Origin of the sequence: Pseudomonas protegens, from assembly GCF_003732485.1 — a bacterium.
In the GTDB taxonomy this organism is placed as follows: Bacteria; Pseudomonadota; Gammaproteobacteria; order Pseudomonadales; family Pseudomonadaceae; genus Aquipseudomonas; species Aquipseudomonas protegens_B.
Genome location: NZ_MOAK01000055.1, coordinates 128,728 through 147,346 on the forward strand (window position 1 = coordinate 128,728; position 18,619 = coordinate 147,346).

Sequence of the window (18,619 nt, forward strand, 5' to 3'; positions counted from 1 at the left end):
CTGCGTTATTCTGCTCTGTGCTTTTTTCCGTCAGTTGTGTAAGTTTCAAGCCTATGAACCTGAATCTTCAGTCCCGTCCCACCGCGATTATTACCGCCTTCATCAGCAAGGTGGGCTAGCGGTCGTTCAAACCCTAAACAACCCGCCTCGAAGGCGGGGTTTATCACCAGTCTTCTGAGGCGCAAACCCCAGGAGAAAAGCATGAACCCCTCATCCCCTGCTGTTCTACACCTGCTGTGCGGCAAGATCGCCGCGGGTAAATCCACACTGGCCAAGCGACTGGCCGAAGCTCCCGGCAGTGTGTTGATCTGTGAGGACCAATGGCTGGCGCAGCTATACCCGGGACTGATTCATTCAGTGGCTGACTATATGCTGCATGCCCAGCGCCTGAAAAACGCGCTGGAGCCTTTGGTCATCAACCTGTTGCGTGGGGGAACCAATGTCGTGCTGGACTTCCCCGCCAATACCCTGGCCCAGCGCGCCTGGTTGCGAGCCTTGGCAGACCAGGCCCAGGTCGAGCATCGACTGCACCTGTTGAATGTCGATGAATATGTCTGCCTGACAAGGCTGCGCGAACGCAACAGCCAAGGTGATCACCCTTTCAGTACCAGTGAGGAACAATTCGAGCTGATCTGCCGTTACTTCGTGCCTCCACAGGCGGAGGAAGGACTGCACATCCTGGAGCACTGAATTCCGGGGTTGCTGGCTGCCGGGCCCTGAGCTGGGCCCGATTCTGAATCTTGCGTGGGAAAAGTGCGTCGAGAATGGGGACGGAGGCAAATTTCAGGCAAAAAAAAGCCCAAGTAGCTGATGGACACTTGGGGCTAAAAATGCATAAACCGTGGTAGGTGAACGCGGAGCTATAGTAACGGAACAGTACATTCTGTAACAAGATGTTTGAAGAAAAAAACGTAAATAAAATCACCTAAGTCATTAAATATCCACACTTTTTTTGAGTATTTTAATTTCAGGGCAGGCCTTTCCGAAGCTTTCCGGGCTCCATGGCGATAGGCCTGAGTTACCCATCGCTGGACCGCGAGCAGCCCTCCAGCTTTAAACGAAAAAACGCTGAAAATTCACAGAATCGCAACAGACAGACAATATTGCTCACCTTAAATTGCCGGCACTTGCCTGAATGGAATGTGTTGGTATGAATGACTTTCTCGACGCCCTGCCCCTGATGCTATGCCTGACCACCTTTGCCTGGTGTTGCTGGGGCTAGAAACTGGAACCGGCCCCTCCCGAAGCGGACCTTGAAGCCAAGTAAGAAATCTCGCTGAAAAACTGTTCCAACCTCCCTTATCCCCCCTCTCACGCCGACTCGACGACCGCGGCAGGACTGAACAGTGCCTGGCCTAGCGATAGTGCCCGCTCCAGGCAAGGCGCCACATCCCCGCTCTCCGAGTCAAAGATCAGTTGCGAGGTCAACACACTGGCTCCGCAGTAGTCGAAGATCCCATGGTCGATCTGGGTCTGCATCGCGCCGAGATAACCATGTCGCTCATAAGTGCCAGCGTCGGCCCCGGCAACCCCCACCAGGTGCACGCGCAGACGTCCAAGCTTTTTCTCCAGCTTGGCATCGGGGCGAAAATCGAAGGCCCAACCGTTGGAGAACACGCGATCGATCCAGCCCTTGAGCAGCGCCGGCATGGACCACCAGTAAACCGGGTAGACCAGCACTAGGGCATCGGCGCGGTCGATGCGTGCCTGTTCGGCGAGCACATCGGCGGGAGGAAGCGCCAGGGTTCGATGCACTGCGATATCGGCAGCACCGAATCGTGGTTCGAACCCTTCGGCCCAGAGATCGGCAATCTCGAATGAATGCCCGGAACCGCCCCCAGCCCCTCGGCAATCTGCGACGCAAGGCTATGGGTGAGAGACTTGGGATCATGATGAGCGACAACAATAAGTGCATGCACGGCGAGTACTCCTGCGGACGGATTGTGCTAGGGGATCGAGCTTTATATACTTTTAGTAAGTTAATGTCGGTAAGTTACTTTTGGTATATAGCCATGTCAAGCAGTCAGAAAACCGATTCCGTTTCATCGCCGCGACGGCGCCTATCACGGGAGCAACGTCTGCAACAACTGATGGCCGTGGCCTGGCAGATTGTCCGCGAGCACGGCACTGAGGCGCTGACCCTGGGGCATCTGGCGGAACAGGCCGGCGTCACCAAGCCGGTGGTCTACGACCATTTCGGTACTCGAGCGGTGCTCCTGGCGGCGCTGTATCAGGACTTTGACCAGCGCCAGACTCTGCTGATGGAACAGGCCCTGCAAACCAGCGAACCGACCCTTGCCGCCCGCGCAGCGGTCATCGCCACGTCCTATGTCGACTGTGTGTTGCTGCAGGGCCGCGAAATCCCGGGGGTGATTGCCGCCCTGGCCAGTTCACCGGAGCTTGAAATCATCAAGCGCGACTACCAGGCGATATTCCTGGAAAAGTGCCGCAATACTCTGGAACCTTTCGCCGCCGGAGCCATGATCCCAAGGGCCGGGCTGCGCGCCATGCTCGGTGCGGCGGAAGCGGTTTCCCACGCGGCGGCGCTGGGGGAAATCACTCCCGCACAAGCCCAGGAAGAACTCTGCGCCACCATAGTGGCCATGGTTGAAAGAGCACGCGTCAGCACCTCTGCAAGCCAATGAGCCCCAGCCTGGATATAGACGACCGGCCCCTGCCCCGGCCCCGCAAGGAAGAAGCAATGCTGCTGACCCGATTGGAACCGCTGGATGAATTGCTGCAACGCTATCAACAAGAGTTGGGCAAGGACTTCACCGGCTATCGCAACCATGTGTACCGGGTGCTCAACTTCTGCAACCTGCTCATCAGTGCCGATGCCCAGCAGTTGCAGAAACTGGCCATTGCCGGCGCCTTCCACGACCTGGGCATCTGGACCGCCAGGACGTTCGACTATCTACCGCCGTCGCTGCGCCTGGCTGAAGCCCACCTGGATGAAATCCATAGGCCCGAGTGGAAAACCGAAGTACTGACAATGATCGAACAACACCACAAGATCACTGCCGCCGCCCCACGCCCAGACAGCCTGGTGGAAGGCTTTCGCCGAGCCGACTGGATAGATGTGTCGCTGGGAATGTTGAGTTTCGGCATCTCGCGAGACGATCGTCGCCGGGTATTTTCAGCCTTTCCTGATGCGGGCTTTCATCTGCGCCTGGTTCAGCTGTCTTTCAAACAACTGCTGATCCGCCCCTGGAAGCCGTTGCCCATGCTGCGCCTCTGATCCGCCGGCTGCCCGGCCAGCCGCTAAAGGCTGGAGCGCGTAAACTGCATTCATTAATGGCAACACCGGCGCGAATCAGCCGGTTGCAAGCACTGAGAACACCTATGTCGCCCCAACCCCCTACGGCCCTGCCACCCCTGAGTGCAGAGGCTGAAACACAGCCGCTCCCCCCGGACACCGTTGGACTCAACGCCGATGCCAACCGAGTGCTTTCAGTATTTGACTTCGACGGCACCCTCACCCACCACGACAGCTTCGTGCCCTTTCTGAAGTTTGCCTTCGGGCAACGGGAGTTCAACCAACGGATACTCAAGCTGGCACTGCCCAGCCTGGGCTATCTGACTCGGCGCGTTGACCGCGACCAACTCAAGGCACAGCTGATCAGCACCTTTCTCAAGGGCATCGAGACGGCATGGCTCCAGCAACAGGCGCAAGCCTTCTGCCTGAAGTCCTGGACCCGGCTCATGCGCCCGAGTGGACTGCAAGCCGTAGCCGGGGAACTGCGCTCCGGAGCGCTGGTAACCCTGTGCTCGGCGTCGCCGGCCCTGGTCCTGCAGCCTTTTGCCACACGCCTGGGCGTCAGGCTGATCGGAACCGAACTGGAGGTGGTCGATGGCGTGCTGACCGGCCGCATCGCCGGCCACAACTGCCGTTGCGAGAACAAGGTGCTACGCCTGGAAAGTGTCTACGGCCCATTGAGCCAATACCGACTCAGGGCCTGGGGCGATACCCGGGGTGACCGCGAGCTCCTGGCTGCGGCACAGGACGCCCACTGGCGACACTTCCACCCGGCCTGGCGCCGCGGGCTTGGCGCTCGCTGACACCCGCCGCCCCCACACAAAGCACCCGACCAACGGCAAACGGCCAGGAAAAAGATTCGCTATACCCAACAGCAGGCGCCCCGGCGGCCATAGGCCACAGGGCGCTCGCGACGGTAAATAGCCTGAGAACAAGAGCAGCCTCGCAGACCAGGGACAAAGAACCGCCTACACAAGGAGAGGGTCTGCCACGATGAAAACCAATGGCTATCTGCTGCGTACGCTGGGCGTGTTGCTCGCGACCGGAGCACCCGCCGCCCTACTTCTGAGTCACCCCAATCCTCCCCCTTACCTGGCAGTTGCACCTGCATTCGATTGGCCGCGCCTAAGCGCCTGGGCCAGTTGCCTGGCCGGCCTGTTCGTCTTGTTCGTCCTCGCCGGCCTGCGAATTCGCGGCCGGGTACTAGGAGTGCTGATCGACGAGCGCAACCGCTACTCGCTGTCACGCCTGCAAATGACCCTGTGGACCCTGCTGGTGCTGGCCACCCTGTATACGGTGTATATCGGCAACATTGTCCGGGGGAATGCCACTACAGCGCTGATGGTGGACTTGGACTACAACCTGATCGCGTTGATGGGCTTCAGCCTGGCCAGCTTCGTCACTGCCCCCATGGCCTTGAACCGCAAGGCCGAGCAACCCGCAGACAATAGCGCTCTGGCAGCCACCGGGCAGCAGTTGCTCGACAGCCAGAGCCTGGTCGCACTGCCATCGGCCAAGGGACAGGTACTGATGAAGAGCGACCCGAAGGATGCACGATTGGCCGACCTGATTCGCGGCGAGGACGTGACCAATGGCGCCATCGTCGATCTGCCGCGCCTGCAGATGCTGCTGATCACCATGGTGGTGGTGTTTGTCTATGGCGCCGCCGTCGGCCATAGCCTGGGCTCCGGCAGTTGGGTGCTGGAGGTGTTGCCGAAACTGCACAACACACTGCTGTTGCTGGCCCTGATCAGCCACAGCGGCTACGTGGCGGGCAAATTGATCCCCAGTAACCTCAATCCTTCCGCCCTTCTTCCGGGGCCTACCGTCCAGAGCGACCCGCCAGGCAGCGTAGCCGCTCCACGGAGCCAGCCCCAAGCCGGACTCACTCCGCCATAGCCATCAGTCGCTGACGCATGCCGGCGCTGGCGGCGGGCCCCGCCTGCACCGTACACGCCTGCAACGGCACCAGATGACCATCGGCAACATCCACCATCACTGGCTGCACAGGTCGTCCGCTTTCACGTTCGACCAGTTGCACGCTTTCGCCCTCGGGCGCGTAGTGAAGATTGCCCCAAGCTACGAAGGCCATGAGCACGACACGGAAATCCTCGCCCTTGGCAGTGGGCACATATTGATAGCGCAAGGGCCGTTCACTGTAGGCCTGACGTTCCAGCAGCCCCGCTTCCACCAGGGAGTTCAGGCGCCGGGTCAGCATGTTCGGGGCGATCTCCAGGCTGCGGGAAAATTCGTCGAAGCGTCTCAGGCCGTGCAGCGCGTCGCGCATGATCAAGATGCTCCACCATTCGCCGACTCGCTCCAGGCTGCGGGCAATGGGACATTCAGCGTCGATCAGACTTTTTCGTTGCATGACGGGCTCCTGCGATGCACCTCGGTATTTGTGGATTCGGATGTTACTTTCATGATGATAGTATCGTCCACGTTTCGTTGTTCCCCACGCAAACCAACTGAAGGAGCAGGACCCGCATGAGTAAACGCATCGTAGTCACCGGTATGGGCGCAATCACTCCACTGGGTTGTGGGGTCGAGCAGGTCTGGCAGCGCTTGCTGGCGGGACAATCCGGAATTCGTCAATTGCCGGAAGAGTTTATCCAGGATCTGCCCACCACCATTGGCGGCCAGGTGCCCGACGCGCTCGAGGACCCCCAGGCCGGCTTCAACCCGGACCAGCTGCTGGCTCCCAAGGAACAGCGCAAGATGGACCGTTTCATCCTCTTCGCCCTGGCAGCGGCGGAAGAAGCCCTGGCCCAGGCCCACTGGAAACCCGATACCCCCAAGGCCCAGGAACGTACAGCCACCATCATTGCCTCGGGTGTAGGGGGCTTCCCGGCCATCGCCGATGCCGTGCGAACCACCGACAACAAGGGCCCGCGGCGTCTATCACCGTTCACCATTCCTTCATTCCTGAGCAATATGGCCGCAGGTCATGTTTCGATCCGCCACGGCCTCAAGGGCCCACTGGGAGCGCCGGTCACCGCTTGTGCTGCCGGGGTCCAGGCCATTGGCGACGCCGCGCGGATGATCCGCGCCGGTGAAATCGACATCGCCGTCTGTGGCGGAGCTGAGGCGGCGATTCATCGGGTCAGCCTGGGTGGCTTCGCCGCAGCTCGGGCCCTGTCCAGCGAGTACAACGACACCCCGGAACGGGCTTCACGCCCCTTCGATCAGGCACGGGATGGCTTTGTCATGGGTGAAGGGGCCGGGCTGCTGGTCATCGAGGAACTGGAACATGCCCTGGCTCGGGGCGCACAACCCATTGCGGAGCTGGTGGGCTATGGCACCAGCGCCGACGCCTACCACATGACCGCGGGCCCGGAAGATGGTGACGGCGCCCGGCGGGCCATGCAGCAGGCCCTGCGCCAGGCCGGCGTACAAGCCTCCCAGGTCCAGCACCTGAATGCCCATGCCACCTCCACGCCGGTGGGCGACAAGGGCGAACTCGCCGCCATCAGGACTGTATTCGGCAGCGGCAGCGGCCTGGCCATCAGCGCCACCAAGTCTGCTACGGGCCATCTGCTGGGTGCCGCCGGAGGGATCGAGGCGATCTTTGCCATCCTTGCCCTGCGTGACCAGATCGCGCCTGCGACCCTCAATCTGGACAACCCGGACAGCGCCGCCGAGGGCCTTGACCTGGTGCGCGGCGAGGCACGCAAAGTGGCCATGGAATATGCACTGTCCAATGGTTTCGGCTTTGGTGGGGTCAATGCCAGCGTGCTGTTCAAGCGCTGGCAATAACGCTTCGAGAAGACGGACTCAATGTTGAGGTTTCAGCCGCAACAGGCTGAAACCTCAACAGGCCCGTCAATCAGTTGAGGACGTCATTGAGCACTTCGTAGATGATCCCGCTGGCGATGGCCACCAGAATCAGGTCAGTTCCGGCCTGCCGCCATTCATAACCGTCATAGCGAGGAAGCTGTCCCAGCAGTCGATGGTCCAGCTTCTTGGCAATGCCCGGGGGCAGAGGTTTGCCCCGGGCCAGGTTTTTCTGGATGCCTGGGGGCAATGCCGGCCCCGGGCTCCAATAGTCACGGTGCCCACCCAATATGCCCAGGACACTGCCGCGGTCGACACTGGGACCATGACTCCAGTCATCGGCGCCTGACTTCTTGCCCTTGCCATGCCCACCCTGATCATCCTGCGAGCTGTGTTTGGAGTGCCCCTGCCCCTTGCCATTTCCAGGGTCGGCCAACGCCATAGGGGAAGCGCCAGCCAGGAGCAAGCCGGCAAGAACAACGATCAACGAACGGGACTTGAGCATGCCGGTTCTCCTTGGGAAGCCAAGTTCACACTCAACTGTAGACGTTAGTTTCTGTCATTGATCGAAGATCAGGCACATAGCGCCCCGCCGCCATCAGTGCTCATCAGCCAGCTGAAGATCAAAGTGTGCAGCTGTACTGATACTCCAAGGGAAACATCAGCGTATCCACCACGCCGGAAAATGGAGCATCCAACGCCAGAAACGGCCAGAGCACACCGTTGTTCTCCTTAGCCAATGCCCAATCCATGCGCACGCCGATATAGGGGCAGCTCAAGGGTGTAGTGCGAGTAATCAGGGCCGTGCATCCATTCAAGACAAAGATCAACACCAGCAACAACAGGCTTCGCAACACACAACTTCCTTATTACATTCATGGCATGAGCGCTATGGACTCGGCGCCAGAGGCCGAGACTGCGGCTCCTGGCTATCAGGCCTTGTAGTCGCAATGGATTTGCAGGCTTTCCGTGTGATTGCGATGAATCTCGAAACCGTAGCGCTGCAGAAGGCCCTTGACCTCATCAACGACCGCCGCGTATCGCCCTTGCAACTGACGTTGCCGCGCCGGCGAGGTAAACACTCCCAGTGGCAGAAAGCGCAGGCGCTTGCCATCCAAGACAATGGACACATCGATATGAGTGCCATCCACATCATGGCCATTGGAACCGAAGATATCCTCCAGCTCCTCTTTACGCCCCGGATAACACAGGCAGAACAACCTGATCCCCAGCCAGCGTGACAGCGTCCTGAAAAAACCCAGGTAACTGCTTTTGCTCTCGTAGCCCCGGGTCACCAGCAACTGTACCGAACGCGGCAGGCTGGACTGGACCTTGAGCAGCTGCACAAAGACTTCGCGCTCCATCAACACCTTTGCAGACGGCCAGCGCGGCCCCACCCTCAAGCCTTGGTTGTCGCCCTTCTTGAGTATCAGCATGCAGGTTGCCCCTGGTCCTTTTTTCACGGGCCGCAATGGTACACAGAGCTGCCGCAGGCGTGCTGAAAATTCAAAACCGCAAACCGTTGTCCGCCCGAGTGCGCGCCATCTTCTCCCAGTGACAGCGCACCCGCCGTTTAGTTAAACTGATAATGGCTCATAGCCATTACTTATAAGCACAGTGACCACAGGGGCTGTATGTACGATTTAACGAATCTGGTCATAGTCGATAGCCGCTTTGGATTGAATGTCCTGCAAGTCACCGCAGACCTGGTGGCGGGCGCCCTGGATGAACTCCTGGCCAATTGCGCAGGCGGCGCCAACATCACCCAAAAGCTGGATTACTCCATCCTGACGATCTATCAGGACAAGCTTGCAGCCGCCATTCGCGACATGAGCCTTCCGCCCCTGTCATCGCCTTCCCCGACCGATAGCCTTTGCTGAAGCTGTTGGTATCCACCAGGGAAACGGCATGAGCTGCTCCGTCACCTAGGCCTTCACCTCAGGCAGCGCTTGCGAGTCGATACAAAGGACTCCCGATTCCGCAAAGTGGCCGCTGCAATCCGCTGTCGCGGCCTGGGTCCGAATCACTGTCAATGGAACACCAGCATCAGGTACCCGCTTGGCAGACAACATCCAGGTTCCGCACTAACCGATGGCCGGGCTTGCGGCGCCCCCCGCGGGAAACGCGCAACATCGGTCACCTGGAACCTTTTCCCTCAATGAGGATCAGTGCTGCACATTTTCCAATCACACAGTGAGCGAGTGCCAGCATGGCCCTGAGAAAAACCGTCCTCTACATTGCATTGGTCTGCGTCGGCTTCTTTGCCGGGTACGCGGCAAAACCAACAAGCGGACTGCAGGTCACCGCCGGACAACTGATAAGTTGCGGCAAAAGCACCATGCCGACTATTGAGATGTGATTGCCAGGCAACTCAGCACTCGATGACAGAGCATCCGAGACTCAGCAATACCGGCTCGATCCACAGCGACAGTCGCCAGCATCAGGCCGTCGGAAACGAAAAAGCCCGGCAAGCGAGCCGGGCCATACACAAATCTGAAGACTTACTTGGAAGACATGAACAGCCAAGCTACAACAGCCGCGCCGGCCACCATATAGGTACCGACCGTCCTGGTCTTCTCCCAGCCATCCTTCTCGGCCCAGGGCTTGCCTGGCTCAGGAGCAACCTTCGGGTCTTTGTGCTTGGCCTGCTTGGCTGTAATCGAAGCCACAAGCTGCTTCAAGTAAGCGACTACTTCAGCCCCGCCCTTGCAGAAGCCTTGAAGATCCACCTCAACCACGCTCTCATGAACCGCCTTGTTGCGTACGCTGGCAATCCAGCGGATCTTTTTCGCCATCGGCGGGCTGATCATTCCCTCAATGGAACTGAGTTTTTCATGCAGCCCTCGACCAGTTGCTCCCAATTGCACAAGCAATGATTCGACCTCTGTCGAGATATCCAGTATCTGGCCCCGCATCCCGCTCTCCCTTTTGAGTGGCGGCACTTTAACACCGGGATTGTGCACGCCCAAGGTACTGATCGTGCAGACGGCCATCCTTCGCAGGCTTCGCGCCCCCAATCGATAACGGCAATGAGCCATTAGCACATCCGCCCTAATCGACCATCGTTGCCGGCCACACCTATATTCATTCCTCTGAACGGCCCCACGCGGCCGAGGACAATATCCCTCAAGGAACGAAATACCATGGCGATATCCTTCCCCTCCGCCAGGTGGCTGCCACTATCCCTGATTCTGCTATGTACCAGCGCCATGGCGCAAAACAGCCCTCAAGGTGATTACTGGATCGTCTACGGCAAGGGCGAGCGTTATCACAACGAGGTATTCGTTGCCGATGCCGCCGGCATCCTGCAAAAGCCCCAGGGGGTGCAGTCGGCCATGATCATGCAGATCTTCGAAGACCCGGCGATGCCCGTGCTGGTGGCCTACGAGATCCAGTACAAGTGCAAGGAGCGCAAGGTGCGCTTCGACAGCGCCCGAGCCATGCGCCGCTTCGACCACGCCATGAAAGACGTGACCACCGCCCAGGGCTGGATCGCCCCGAAAGACTACTGGCTGCAGCGCAGCTTCGCCTTCGTCTGCGCAGCAGGCAACCGCGAAAACAACCAGATGCTGCCAATGGGCAAAATGGCCGCCGGCCGCATGGTCGAGACCGTCCAGGCCATGTTCCAGCAACTGTATGGCATACAGGCCAACAGCGAGGCCGTGCAGAGCCTGGACGCAATGCTCGGCAACAGCCCGCAATGAAGGAGGCCGTCATGACCCGGCACCTACTTGCCCTCGGCCTGCTGTTGCCTTTGCTGAGCGGCTGCATTCCCACCCTCCCGGAATACATGGCCGGCCAGCAATGGAAGGGACGCGATGCCAAGGAAGCCATCGACTTCTTCGGCCCGCCCGGACGCATGCAGCCCTCCCCCGACCGCAGCGAGGTGCAAATGCAGTGGTACCGCGACACCTCCTACGTGAAAAAGGAAGTGGTCGGCAGCTCCAGCGAGATGCAGGGCGGCGTGATGGTCCACACCAACTACTGGGACGACGTCACCCACACCAGCGGCTGCACCCTCTCCATGACTGTCGACAAGGCCAGACAGATCAAGGACTTCTCCATTCGTGGCCGCTGCACCGGCGTGGCCCTGGCGCCGCAGTGACTGGCCCGACATAGATCGCCCGCAGAGTACGATCGCCCATGGCTTTCAAGGATTGCTACATGAAACTGTTTCGGCCGCGTATGGCCCTACCCGCTGCGTTACTTCTCTCTCTTTCCCTCTCCGGCTGCATGTCCAATCTTGATTCGGGTGCGTACGGCAGCATGGACGATCCGCGTTACGCGCAGTTGCTGGACCTAATGGACGCAGCACTCAAGGGGAACATGGCGGTGGTACTGGTGGCCGACGTAATGCCACACAAGTCGCTAAGCGACGCGCTGACCATGACTCAATGGACGCCGACGGTAATCTGGGAATACGAGAAAGATCCGAAGATCACCTTCGGCCGCAAATTCCAGACCAATGCCCTGCAGAGAAAGCCTGACGAAACCTATCTGTTCAAGGCCTTCGAGGTGCATATCCTGCCGCCCGGCAAATACCTGCTGACCGGCGGCGATGACTACCAGATCAAAGGATTGCTCGACCAGGTCGGCGCCCGCAGCGGCCCGCCCGGTTCGGGTCGTGGGGCCAACGGCACTGCGTACCTGTCCCCCGAGCTGTATCGCGAGTACTACAGGGAAGAGGTCTGGAAGGACGCCACCTATGGCAGCGAGACCAAGACCCAGAGTGTCTGTACCGCCGTGCTCAGGGCTTCGGGCGCCTGCGTGAGCTGGGGTGAACAGCAATATACCCAGACGACGGCGGGCTCCCCGGCCGGCTATTACCAACAGACCGACTCTCGCGACGTTCCCGCGATCAAGGTCCAGGCGCGCCTGCCGGTCGACAAGGCGCTCGCCAGCTTCACCATCCAGGGCGGGCAATTGCTGCTGGCCCCACGCATGCATCTGAAGACCCCTGGCTACAAGTACCAGCAGTCGAAGTGCCGGGCGATCGATCCGAAGAAAATCGAGTGTCCGCTCGACAACCTGACCGTCTATACCTGGCCGGCGCCCATGAGCTTTACGCAGAACCTCATTGAGCAACGCAACCTGAGCGAGAAGCACCGACAACTGCTGTCCAGGCTCCAGCCCATGCAGATCACCCCACTGGGCAAGCAAGGCATGGAAGATCCCATCTGGGGCGTGCCGTTGTCGCTGCCCAAGTAAGACAAGTCCGGGGGTATTGGCTGCTCATCGAACATCGTGTTGAGCATGGGCAGCCTGCCGATCAACGGTGGATGCCTTGGCTCAGTTCGACGCAGTTGCATCCGCGAGCCACGCTCAATGAAGTTGCAAGGCAGCTAAATAACCGCCCTCGGAAAACACTAGACTACGAAACACCCGCCGAACGATTTAGCCAATCTGTTGCATCGACCGGTTGAATCCACAGCCAGAAGCGGTCACTGCATAAACTCGGCGCACGCGAACCGGCAAACCGGAACGCCTGCGGTGTCCACGCTCCTGAAACAAGACTCAGTTGCCCAAGCACTTTAACAATAGGGCCAACACCCAGTCTTCTTGCGAAGCCAATGCCGTGCTGATCTCCTCGCATCTCCCATTCAGAGACAGCAGGTTGCCAGCCAGTACTTCTCCACTGGACATGCACATATCCAAAACAATACTAAAAACCCCGTTACCTACCTGCTTGCTTTCAAAAACAAGCTCAACCTCTTTAGGGAAGATCGTCACGTAGACGAAGAGTATTCCATTCGCGTATGTGTAGTGGCCATGATTTCTTTTGAGTAAAACATTCTGGCTTTGCGAAGCCTTCACATAAACATTATCTAGAAACCTTTGAAGGATGAGCAAAGGCTCTGGCTTTTCAGTGCTCATTGGGTTTCCTTGCGAGCAATAGACTTCAACACGCCATTCTAACCAACATCGACGGTGCCCGAGCTGCACGATGCGCAGGGGCGATTCAGTTTGGCGTATGGATTGCTCCATTTTTGCCCCACAACCTCACCTCCCTAGCCAACAACCAGTTCGCCAAATGCAGCCAGGGTTGCGAAAATAGGGATTCGAACCCCTTCCCGAATCTGCACAGGCCGCTTTAGGCCGATTGCTGCTGCACGATGAGAGTAAAAAATGGAGCTGTATAATGATTGATAGCCTGGAGGTTCAAGAGTTCGATTGCCTTGAAGAGGCGTTACTTGAAGCGAGCGTGTCTTTGAGTGAAGTGACACGTCAGTACGCTCGCTATTTGCTCAGTCTTTTTGACGGCGGTGTACTTGCTAGCATTTCTGTTTCTAAGTTAAACATGCTGATTCCATATATCGAAGAAAGTATCCTGCGAGAACGTATAGAAAGCGATGGAGATCTCCGGAGAAAGCTTGCACTAGAACTCTGGGCGATAGAGAAACAGCACCGTAAAACAGATGAAGACTTTGCGAATCTCATACGCTGTGTACTTTTTTGCTTTGCAACACAAGAGCGTTGGACAGAGGAAGGAACTGGAGATGCAACACCTATCTATCTTTATTTTCTAATTCTAAAAAAAACTACCTGACATAAGACAAGGTTTTATTAAAAGCTTTTAAGACCTTATTGCCACCAACGGAAAACATGCGTTCAGCGAATAGATCGGCCCGACCGGACATCTCCAGGCGCACATCGGCAGTGCTGCGCTGAAACGCAGCCAGACGGACCTTTGCGGCCAGAAACACTCGAAACCACCCCCAAAGCGGGTTCGGACACATTATCTAAAGCACTAAAACCGTTCACCCAGTAATGCCACGACATCCACGTACATTTGATGGAGCCGCTTGCGGCGAACCTCTGGGTCGGATCAAGAGGCAGAACGATGATTTCCTCGAACTCGCAGGGATGTTCGCCATTATTCACGGTATATCTTAGAATGGCCGGCTGCCGACAAACCGTAATGACCATAGCCATGGAGGGCTTCCATTCTTTACAAATAAGTGTGGTTAAGATGAACAAGCCTTTCATTTCGCTGTGCCCTGAAATTACTCGGGCGCACGCGCTGACATTGATGGATTGGTTGGAGGATGAGCGCGTTACCTGCTATCTGAGCGATTCACGCGATGTCTCCCGCTCCATCGAGCAAGTCATCGATCGAACTCAATTGCCGATCCTGACCCATCTGTTCAACCGGGGCGGTCGATTCTTCATGGCTTATGACCGGCATGACGCCCCGGTGGGCTTTGTCCGTCTGATCAAGACCGGCTCCAATTGCGAGATAGTTCTGGTCATCGGAGACAGCGACAAATGGGGCCGAAACCTTGGCGCTCGCACCATCCGCGAAGGCATGAAACTGGCCTTCCTCGACATGCGGGCCGAGAAGCTCATCGCCAAGATCCACCCGGACAACACGCGCTCGCTGAAAGCCTTTCAACGCAGCGGCTTTGTGCTTGAAAGCGAAACGCCGACATTGAAATCATTGTCCATGACGGCGGGGCGCTATCTCCAGCTCTTGCGCGAAGGTACCGTTGCCGACTCCACTGAGATCTACATCACTGAAATCGACAAGGCCAGGCTCGAGAGCCTGATCGCGCTCGAGCAAGGCCCGGCCGTTTTTGAACTCGAACATGAGCTTGAGCGAGCCATTGTCGTCAAGCCGCAGCAGGTGGCGCGCAATGTCGTCACGATGAACTCCAAGGCCTTGCTGCAACTGGACGACGAAGAGATCGAAGTGGCCTTGGTCTACCCTGAAGACGCGGACAGCACCGCAGGGAAGCATTCCGTGTATTCCGATATAGGCGCCGCCATCCTTGGCTATCAGGAGGGGGACGCCATCGACTGGCGAATTTCTGATCGGACCCGCCGGATTGAGATCAGGAAAGTGCTTTACCAGCCGGAGGCTGCGGGCGATTTCCACCTCTAAATTGCGCCTCTTGCTCGGTGGTCGTCCATCAGGCACGAGGATTCCCCAAAGGACGGTGCCTCGCTTTCCGTGCCTGAGCGGCCCGTTGTAGGGTCAAGGGTGGGAACGAAGCCCGTTGCGAAAGCAGGAGACGGTAGAACAGACTTAGCCGGCTCCTGCGACAATTTTAGTTCTCTAAATCCACGGTTTCCCGTAATACCCCAACCCAAATCAAATGGCCATCACCGGTCACGGAGGGCGGCTGCAGCATTGAAGAGCAAATAGGAAACTGACTAATTTAATACTTTCGGTCTCCTCCTAAGACCGAAAGCACCGCCGCCGATAGTGATCACGCTGCGACCTTTCTTCTTTTTTGGGCTGAATAAGAGTCGCAGGCATCTGGCTCTGGCGGCCCCTGAACTCTCATGCCTTCAGGGCCTTTGCATGTTTGCATAAGCGCTTAAAATTCTCGATCTAGGCGATGCAAGCCGGCTTCTCGGACACTCAAAACAGGAGACTACGAAGAAGATTTACGTTCGCGTCCGAGCCATTGCGAACCCGAGGAAATAGGAAAGTTTTGGTACGCCAGCACTTTCACCCAGGCAATAAAAACCCCCGCAGACGTTAATCCACGGGGGATTCAAGGGTGGAGGCCGAAATCGAACCGGCGCAGGCGGATTTGCAATCCATAAATAACTTCAATCTACATATAGATAAAGCATCTGTCCTGAGCGTCCGAGGGCTACCAATGCACCTGTGATAGCGCTGTCGCGACAGATGGAGGACGGCCCATAGCTGTCCTTCGTGAAGGGCTGCTCACGGCCAAACGCGTATGCTCGCACACGTTTACATCAATAGGGTCATGCAGCAACGTAGACAAGAACCGGCTGTAGGCAAGTGAGCGGCGGTGCCGAATCAAGCATGTCGGCAGATTCGCACCATGGATAGCTGCGACCTTGAAGCCAATCCATTACTTCCCGCATATGCTGGGAAGGGCACTCCAACATGTGGTCGATCGTAATGGAAAGTTGAATGGCCAGGCCACTTTGCGGTGAAAAGACCCAATGATAATCCCCGCAGCCTAAACGTAACTCTCCAGTCGCTTTTGTTGACATGCCCACTAACCATTTGCACTTATGAACATTAGCTTCGGGCTTTGGAGGGTCTCCAATGCAGAATGTATAAACGTTCTCATATTGCAGGCTAAAGCGGCGTACCAGTACTTCAGCAATTTCTTCGCGCCCCTGGACGCTGGGAGGAAACAGGATAGTGTTTGTCTTCACTAGCACGTTAAGAGTTGCGTCTGGACTGAAAGCATACCGCAATAAGTCTGGCCGATTTCCGTCCTTGCCGAATATGTAGTTCTCAATCGCCTTGATCGCATTTTTCATTCAAAAATCCTAGTGCTGCTGCAGGTAGGCTAATCGGAGTTTCGGGCGAATTATGGGTTAACCGAAACCTCCCCCTTCGCTGACTTTGGTACATCAAACACCCTATCGAAGACCCACTGAAACGCCAGCGCGTAAAAGAAGAAGAAAACGAACAACCCCAGATCGGTGACCAGTGCAGCCCACCAAGAAATCTCCAGCCACCATGCCACCAGTGGCACCAACAGTAGAACTAGCCCGCCCTCAAAACCCAGTGAGTGGAGCAAGCGCCTGCCCAACGTGCGAGCGCGCTGCTGCTGATGCGCTTCCCAGAATTCAAAAACGTAGTTAAACAGCACGTTCCACAGCAGCGCGCAGACAGACAACATCAACGACAGCGCACCCGAATGAGCCAGACCTTCGTCGTATATCAACGAGATGCTGGGCGATAGCACCGCAATAGCGATTGACTCATAGAGGATGGCTTGAAGAATTTTTCGCGAAGGTCCTTGCATGGTGTTTTCCGAAGGTTGAGTAGATCGAATATCCGCGACGGTATCGCTCCGTACACACCAAGAAAAATGAGATAAATTGAATACTCATTAATTCAACTCATCTAGGGAACGATGCGTGTTTTCGACTCTTCCGCTTAACGCGTTGCGCACCTTCGAGGCGGCTGCGCGACTGGGTAGCTTTAAAGCGGCAGCAGAGGAACTCTCTGTTACCCCCGCGGCCATTTCCCACCAGGTCAAGACGTTGGAAACCCGCCTCGGAGCGACGCTATTCAAACGATCTGGACAAGGTGTGGCATTGACCGAAGAGGGCGAGTTGCTATATCGCCAGACTCATTGCGCATTATTGGACATTCGCAGCAGCCTGGAGACCTTCTATCCGGACACTGTTCCCCAAACCCTGACCATTTCCACTACTCCGGGCTTGGCCGCAGCCTGGCTGATTCCACGGCTGGGTGGTTTCTATCGGAGCTTTCCGCAATTCAATGTGCGGGTCGATACCCGTAACGAACTAGTCGATCTGCTGCGTGATTCCAGTGTCGATCTTGCTATTCGCTCGGTCAGCCGCGATGACCCGAAGTTGTTCTGCCAGGAGCTAATGAACGAGCACTTCTCGGTTTACGGCGCCCCCGGCCTGGTGGCCTCGCTGAACGTAAATCAGATCGAACTGATCAACCTACACTGGAAAATTCCGGGAGCATTTTCAATAAACTGGGAGAGCTGGTGCGCGGCCGCAGAATGCCAGGCCTGGCTTGAAACCGCGCAGATGCGTGAGTTCGACGATGAGCATTTTGCTTTGAGCGCTGCGATTGCGGGTCATGGGCTGGTGCTGGCAAGCAATGTACTGGTAGCCGACAGCCTCAGGCTTGGAGAATTAGTGGCCTATAGACCAGAAGTAAGCCTGCTTGGTCCGCGTTACATTGCGGTGTGCGTGCCAGGGCGGGAGCGGCAGGTGCATGTGAGCGCGTTCCTTATGTGGCTGGCAGTTGCCGCTCTACAGGATGGATAACAATACTCGGTTGCTGTCATACCTCTATTGTGCTCGGGCATTAACGCAAAAAAGCCCTACAGCCCCGAAGTACAAGCGCTGTAGGACTTTTTTGACAAAGCTAGATAGATCGTTGACGGGCGTACAGATTGCCCCATTTTACCCCACAACCTCGTATCCCTAGCCAACAACCAGTTTGGCAAATGCAAACCAGGGTAGCGAGGATAGGGATTCGCCCCCCTTCACCTACAACCTCAGGCCGCTATAGGCCATAAAACACTGACTAGACGATGGCCCGTTATGGCCTGCGGCAGCCTATAGCGGCCCCGGTTATGCCCTAAATTTGCCCTAAGCCCACGACCAACCCCACAGGGGTCAATACGGTGAACATCGGCTGATCATTGACAGACTACGACCAAAAGCCGCTCGTACCCGATCCACCACGGCGTCCTGCCCGCCGAACACAACTCACCACCAAATAAGCTTCACGATGACCAAAATGAGATCTAAAAATAGCCTGCCCTCGGGCAAAAAAGCCTCCGCAGCTCATTGAGAATGACCCCATAGCTGAAGCCGCAAGAAAATCCAGAATTGTCTTGTATTCACAAGCCAAAGCAGTCACTAAAACTTTCTAATCTCAACTTAAAAAAGGTGAAAGCCTTGTTATTCATCTACGAACCACATAACAGCATCCAGCAACGTCTACAATTCAAACCGATGAAAACTAGTATTATCGCCACGATAATTTTCTCTACTCCACTCTTGGTTTCGCGGCGGAATGCACTACACAAACCGAGACTAGCACTGTAAACATTCCTGATATAACAATACCACGAGACGTGCCTGTAGGAACAGAGATCG

At 57.0% G+C, this 18,619-nt stretch carries 22 protein-coding genes and 2 pseudogenes; 14 read left to right on the forward strand and 10 right to left on the reverse strand.

Features of this window, described 5'->3' with window-relative positions; translation table 11 throughout:
* Positions 1-201 precede the first annotated feature (201 nt).
* Positions 202-690: a P-loop nucleotide/nucleoside kinase family protein gene (locus BLX41_RS15170; protein ID WP_123725556.1), complete on the forward strand. Its 489-nt coding sequence runs from the start codon at positions 202-204 to the stop codon at positions 688-690.
* 621 nt (positions 691-1,311) lie between these two features.
* On the opposite strand, the pseudogene BLX41_RS15175 reads toward BLX41_RS15170, so the two are convergent.
* A pseudogene (locus BLX41_RS15175) lies at positions 1,312-1,919 on the reverse strand (NAD(P)H-dependent oxidoreductase).
* Positions 1,920-2,012: 93 nt separating this feature from the next.
* On the opposite strand from BLX41_RS15175, the gene BLX41_RS15180 reads away from it, so the two are divergent.
* The 4 genes from BLX41_RS15180 (at position 2,013) to BLX41_RS15195 (ending at position 5,155) form a co-directional block, all read left to right on the forward strand.
* On the forward strand, positions 2,013-2,645 hold the full coding sequence (locus tag BLX41_RS15180) for a TetR/AcrR family transcriptional regulator (RefSeq protein ID WP_123725557.1): 633 nt from the start codon (positions 2,013-2,015) through the stop codon (positions 2,643-2,645).
* 56 nt (positions 2,646-2,701) lie between these two features.
* Positions 2,702-3,238, forward strand: a complete 537-nt coding sequence (locus tag BLX41_RS15185; protein ID WP_123725558.1) for a hypothetical protein — start codon at positions 2,702-2,704, stop codon at positions 3,236-3,238.
* A 56-nt stretch (positions 3,239-3,294) separates the two neighbouring features.
* A complete protein-coding gene (locus BLX41_RS15190; RefSeq protein ID WP_404942772.1) occupies positions 3,295-4,059 on the forward strand; it encodes an HAD family hydrolase in 765 nt (254 codons plus the stop codon).
* A 190-nt stretch (positions 4,060-4,249) separates the two neighbouring features.
* On the forward strand, positions 4,250-5,155 hold the full coding sequence (locus tag BLX41_RS15195) for a hypothetical protein (RefSeq protein WP_123725560.1): 906 nt from the start codon (positions 4,250-4,252) through the stop codon (positions 5,153-5,155).
* Here BLX41_RS15195 and BLX41_RS15200 read toward each other — a convergent pair.
* Positions 5,142-5,627 (reverse strand): winged helix-turn-helix transcriptional regulator, encoded by a 486-nt coding sequence (locus BLX41_RS15200; RefSeq protein WP_123725561.1) that lies wholly within the window; start codon positions 5,625-5,627, stop codon positions 5,142-5,144. The two genes, BLX41_RS15195 and BLX41_RS15200, sit on opposite strands and share 14 nt — an antisense overlap.
* A gap of 116 nt (positions 5,628-5,743) precedes the next feature.
* On the opposite strand from BLX41_RS15200, the gene fabF reads away from it, so the two are divergent.
* Positions 5,744-7,012 (forward strand): beta-ketoacyl-ACP synthase II, encoded by a 1,269-nt coding sequence (fabF, locus tag BLX41_RS15205; RefSeq protein ID WP_123725562.1) that lies wholly within the window; start codon positions 5,744-5,746, stop codon positions 7,010-7,012.
* A 70-nt stretch (positions 7,013-7,082) separates the two neighbouring features.
* On the opposite strand, the gene BLX41_RS15210 is transcribed toward fabF, so the two are convergent.
* The 3 genes from BLX41_RS15210 to BLX41_RS15220 form a co-directional block, all read right to left on the reverse strand.
* A complete protein-coding gene (locus BLX41_RS15210) occupies positions 7,083-7,535 on the reverse strand; it encodes an anti-virulence regulator CigR family protein (protein ID WP_123725563.1) in 453 nt (150 codons plus the stop codon).
* Between the two features lie 118 nt (positions 7,536-7,653).
* Entirely contained in the window at positions 7,654-7,887 is a 234-nt protein-coding gene (locus tag BLX41_RS15215) for a YceK/YidQ family lipoprotein (RefSeq protein ID WP_123725564.1), read from the reverse strand.
* 75 nt (positions 7,888-7,962) lie between these two features.
* The gene (locus BLX41_RS15220; RefSeq protein ID WP_123725565.1) at positions 7,963-8,466 is read right to left on the reverse strand and encodes a hypothetical protein; all 504 of its coding nucleotides are present in this window, start codon (positions 8,464-8,466) and stop codon (positions 7,963-7,965) included.
* Positions 8,467-8,664: 198 nt separating this feature from the next.
* On the opposite strand from BLX41_RS15220, the gene BLX41_RS15225 reads away from it, so the two are divergent.
* Positions 8,665-8,910 (forward strand): hypothetical protein, encoded by a 246-nt coding sequence (locus BLX41_RS15225; protein WP_123725566.1) that lies wholly within the window; start codon positions 8,665-8,667, stop codon positions 8,908-8,910.
* Positions 8,911-9,239: 329 nt separating this feature from the next.
* A complete protein-coding gene (locus tag BLX41_RS15230) occupies positions 9,240-9,389 on the forward strand; it encodes a hypothetical protein (RefSeq protein ID WP_259744922.1) in 150 nt (49 codons plus the stop codon).
* Positions 9,390-9,531: 142 nt separating this feature from the next.
* On the opposite strand, the gene BLX41_RS15235 is transcribed toward BLX41_RS15230, so the two are convergent.
* A complete protein-coding gene (locus BLX41_RS15235) occupies positions 9,532-9,999 on the reverse strand; it encodes a hypothetical protein (RefSeq protein WP_148059734.1) in 468 nt (155 codons plus the stop codon).
* A 174-nt stretch (positions 10,000-10,173) separates the two neighbouring features.
* Between BLX41_RS15235 and BLX41_RS15240 the strand changes: the two genes are divergently transcribed.
* The 3 genes from BLX41_RS15240 to BLX41_RS15250 are packed head-to-tail and all read left to right on the forward strand — an operon-like array spanning position 10,174 to position 12,238.
* Positions 10,174-10,734, forward strand: coding sequence for a hypothetical protein (locus BLX41_RS15240; RefSeq protein ID WP_123725568.1), 561 nt, complete (start codon positions 10,174-10,176; stop codon positions 10,732-10,734).
* Between the two features lie 11 nt (positions 10,735-10,745).
* Positions 10,746-11,135, forward strand: coding sequence for a hypothetical protein (locus BLX41_RS15245; protein WP_123725569.1), 390 nt, complete (start codon positions 10,746-10,748; stop codon positions 11,133-11,135).
* A 59-nt stretch (positions 11,136-11,194) separates the two neighbouring features.
* Positions 11,195-12,238, forward strand: a complete 1,044-nt coding sequence (locus tag BLX41_RS15250; protein ID WP_123725570.1) for a hypothetical protein — start codon at positions 11,195-11,197, stop codon at positions 12,236-12,238.
* 306 nt (positions 12,239-12,544) lie between these two features.
* On the opposite strand, the gene BLX41_RS15255 is transcribed toward BLX41_RS15250, so the two are convergent.
* Positions 12,545-12,904: a hypothetical protein gene (locus BLX41_RS15255; protein ID WP_123725571.1), complete on the reverse strand. Its 360-nt coding sequence runs from the start codon at positions 12,902-12,904 to the stop codon at positions 12,545-12,547.
* Between the two features lie 265 nt (positions 12,905-13,169).
* Here BLX41_RS15255 and BLX41_RS15260 point away from each other — a divergent pair, with 265 nt between their 5' ends.
* Positions 13,170-13,577, forward strand: coding sequence for a hypothetical protein (locus BLX41_RS15260; protein ID WP_259744923.1), 408 nt, complete (start codon positions 13,170-13,172; stop codon positions 13,575-13,577).
* Between the two features lie 34 nt (positions 13,578-13,611).
* Here the strand turns inward: BLX41_RS15260 and BLX41_RS37355 are convergent.
* Positions 13,612-13,725 (reverse strand): annotated as a pseudogene (locus tag BLX41_RS37355) (phage late control D family protein); the annotation flags it as partial.
* A 224-nt stretch (positions 13,726-13,949) separates the two neighbouring features.
* Here BLX41_RS37355 and BLX41_RS15265 point away from each other — a divergent pair.
* Positions 13,950-14,912 carry a bifunctional GNAT family N-acetyltransferase/nucleoside diphosphate kinase regulator gene (locus tag BLX41_RS15265; RefSeq protein WP_123725572.1) on the forward strand — a complete coding sequence of 321 codons (963 nt, stop codon included), beginning with the start codon at positions 13,950-13,952 and terminating at the stop codon, positions 14,910-14,912.
* Positions 14,913-15,751: 839 nt separating this feature from the next.
* On the opposite strand, the gene BLX41_RS15270 is transcribed toward BLX41_RS15265, so the two are convergent.
* Complete coding sequence (locus BLX41_RS15270) at positions 15,752-16,282, reverse strand: hypothetical protein (protein WP_123725573.1); 531 nt, start codon at positions 16,280-16,282, stop codon at positions 15,752-15,754.
* A gap of 50 nt (positions 16,283-16,332) precedes the next feature.
* Complete coding sequence (locus tag BLX41_RS15275; protein ID WP_123725574.1) at positions 16,333-16,773, reverse strand: PACE efflux transporter; 441 nt, start codon at positions 16,771-16,773, stop codon at positions 16,333-16,335.
* Between the two features lie 115 nt (positions 16,774-16,888).
* Between BLX41_RS15275 and BLX41_RS15280 the strand changes: the two genes are divergently transcribed.
* Positions 16,889-17,779, forward strand: coding sequence for a LysR substrate-binding domain-containing protein (locus BLX41_RS15280; protein WP_123725575.1), 891 nt, complete (start codon positions 16,889-16,891; stop codon positions 17,777-17,779).
* Positions 17,780-18,619 lie beyond the last annotated feature (840 nt).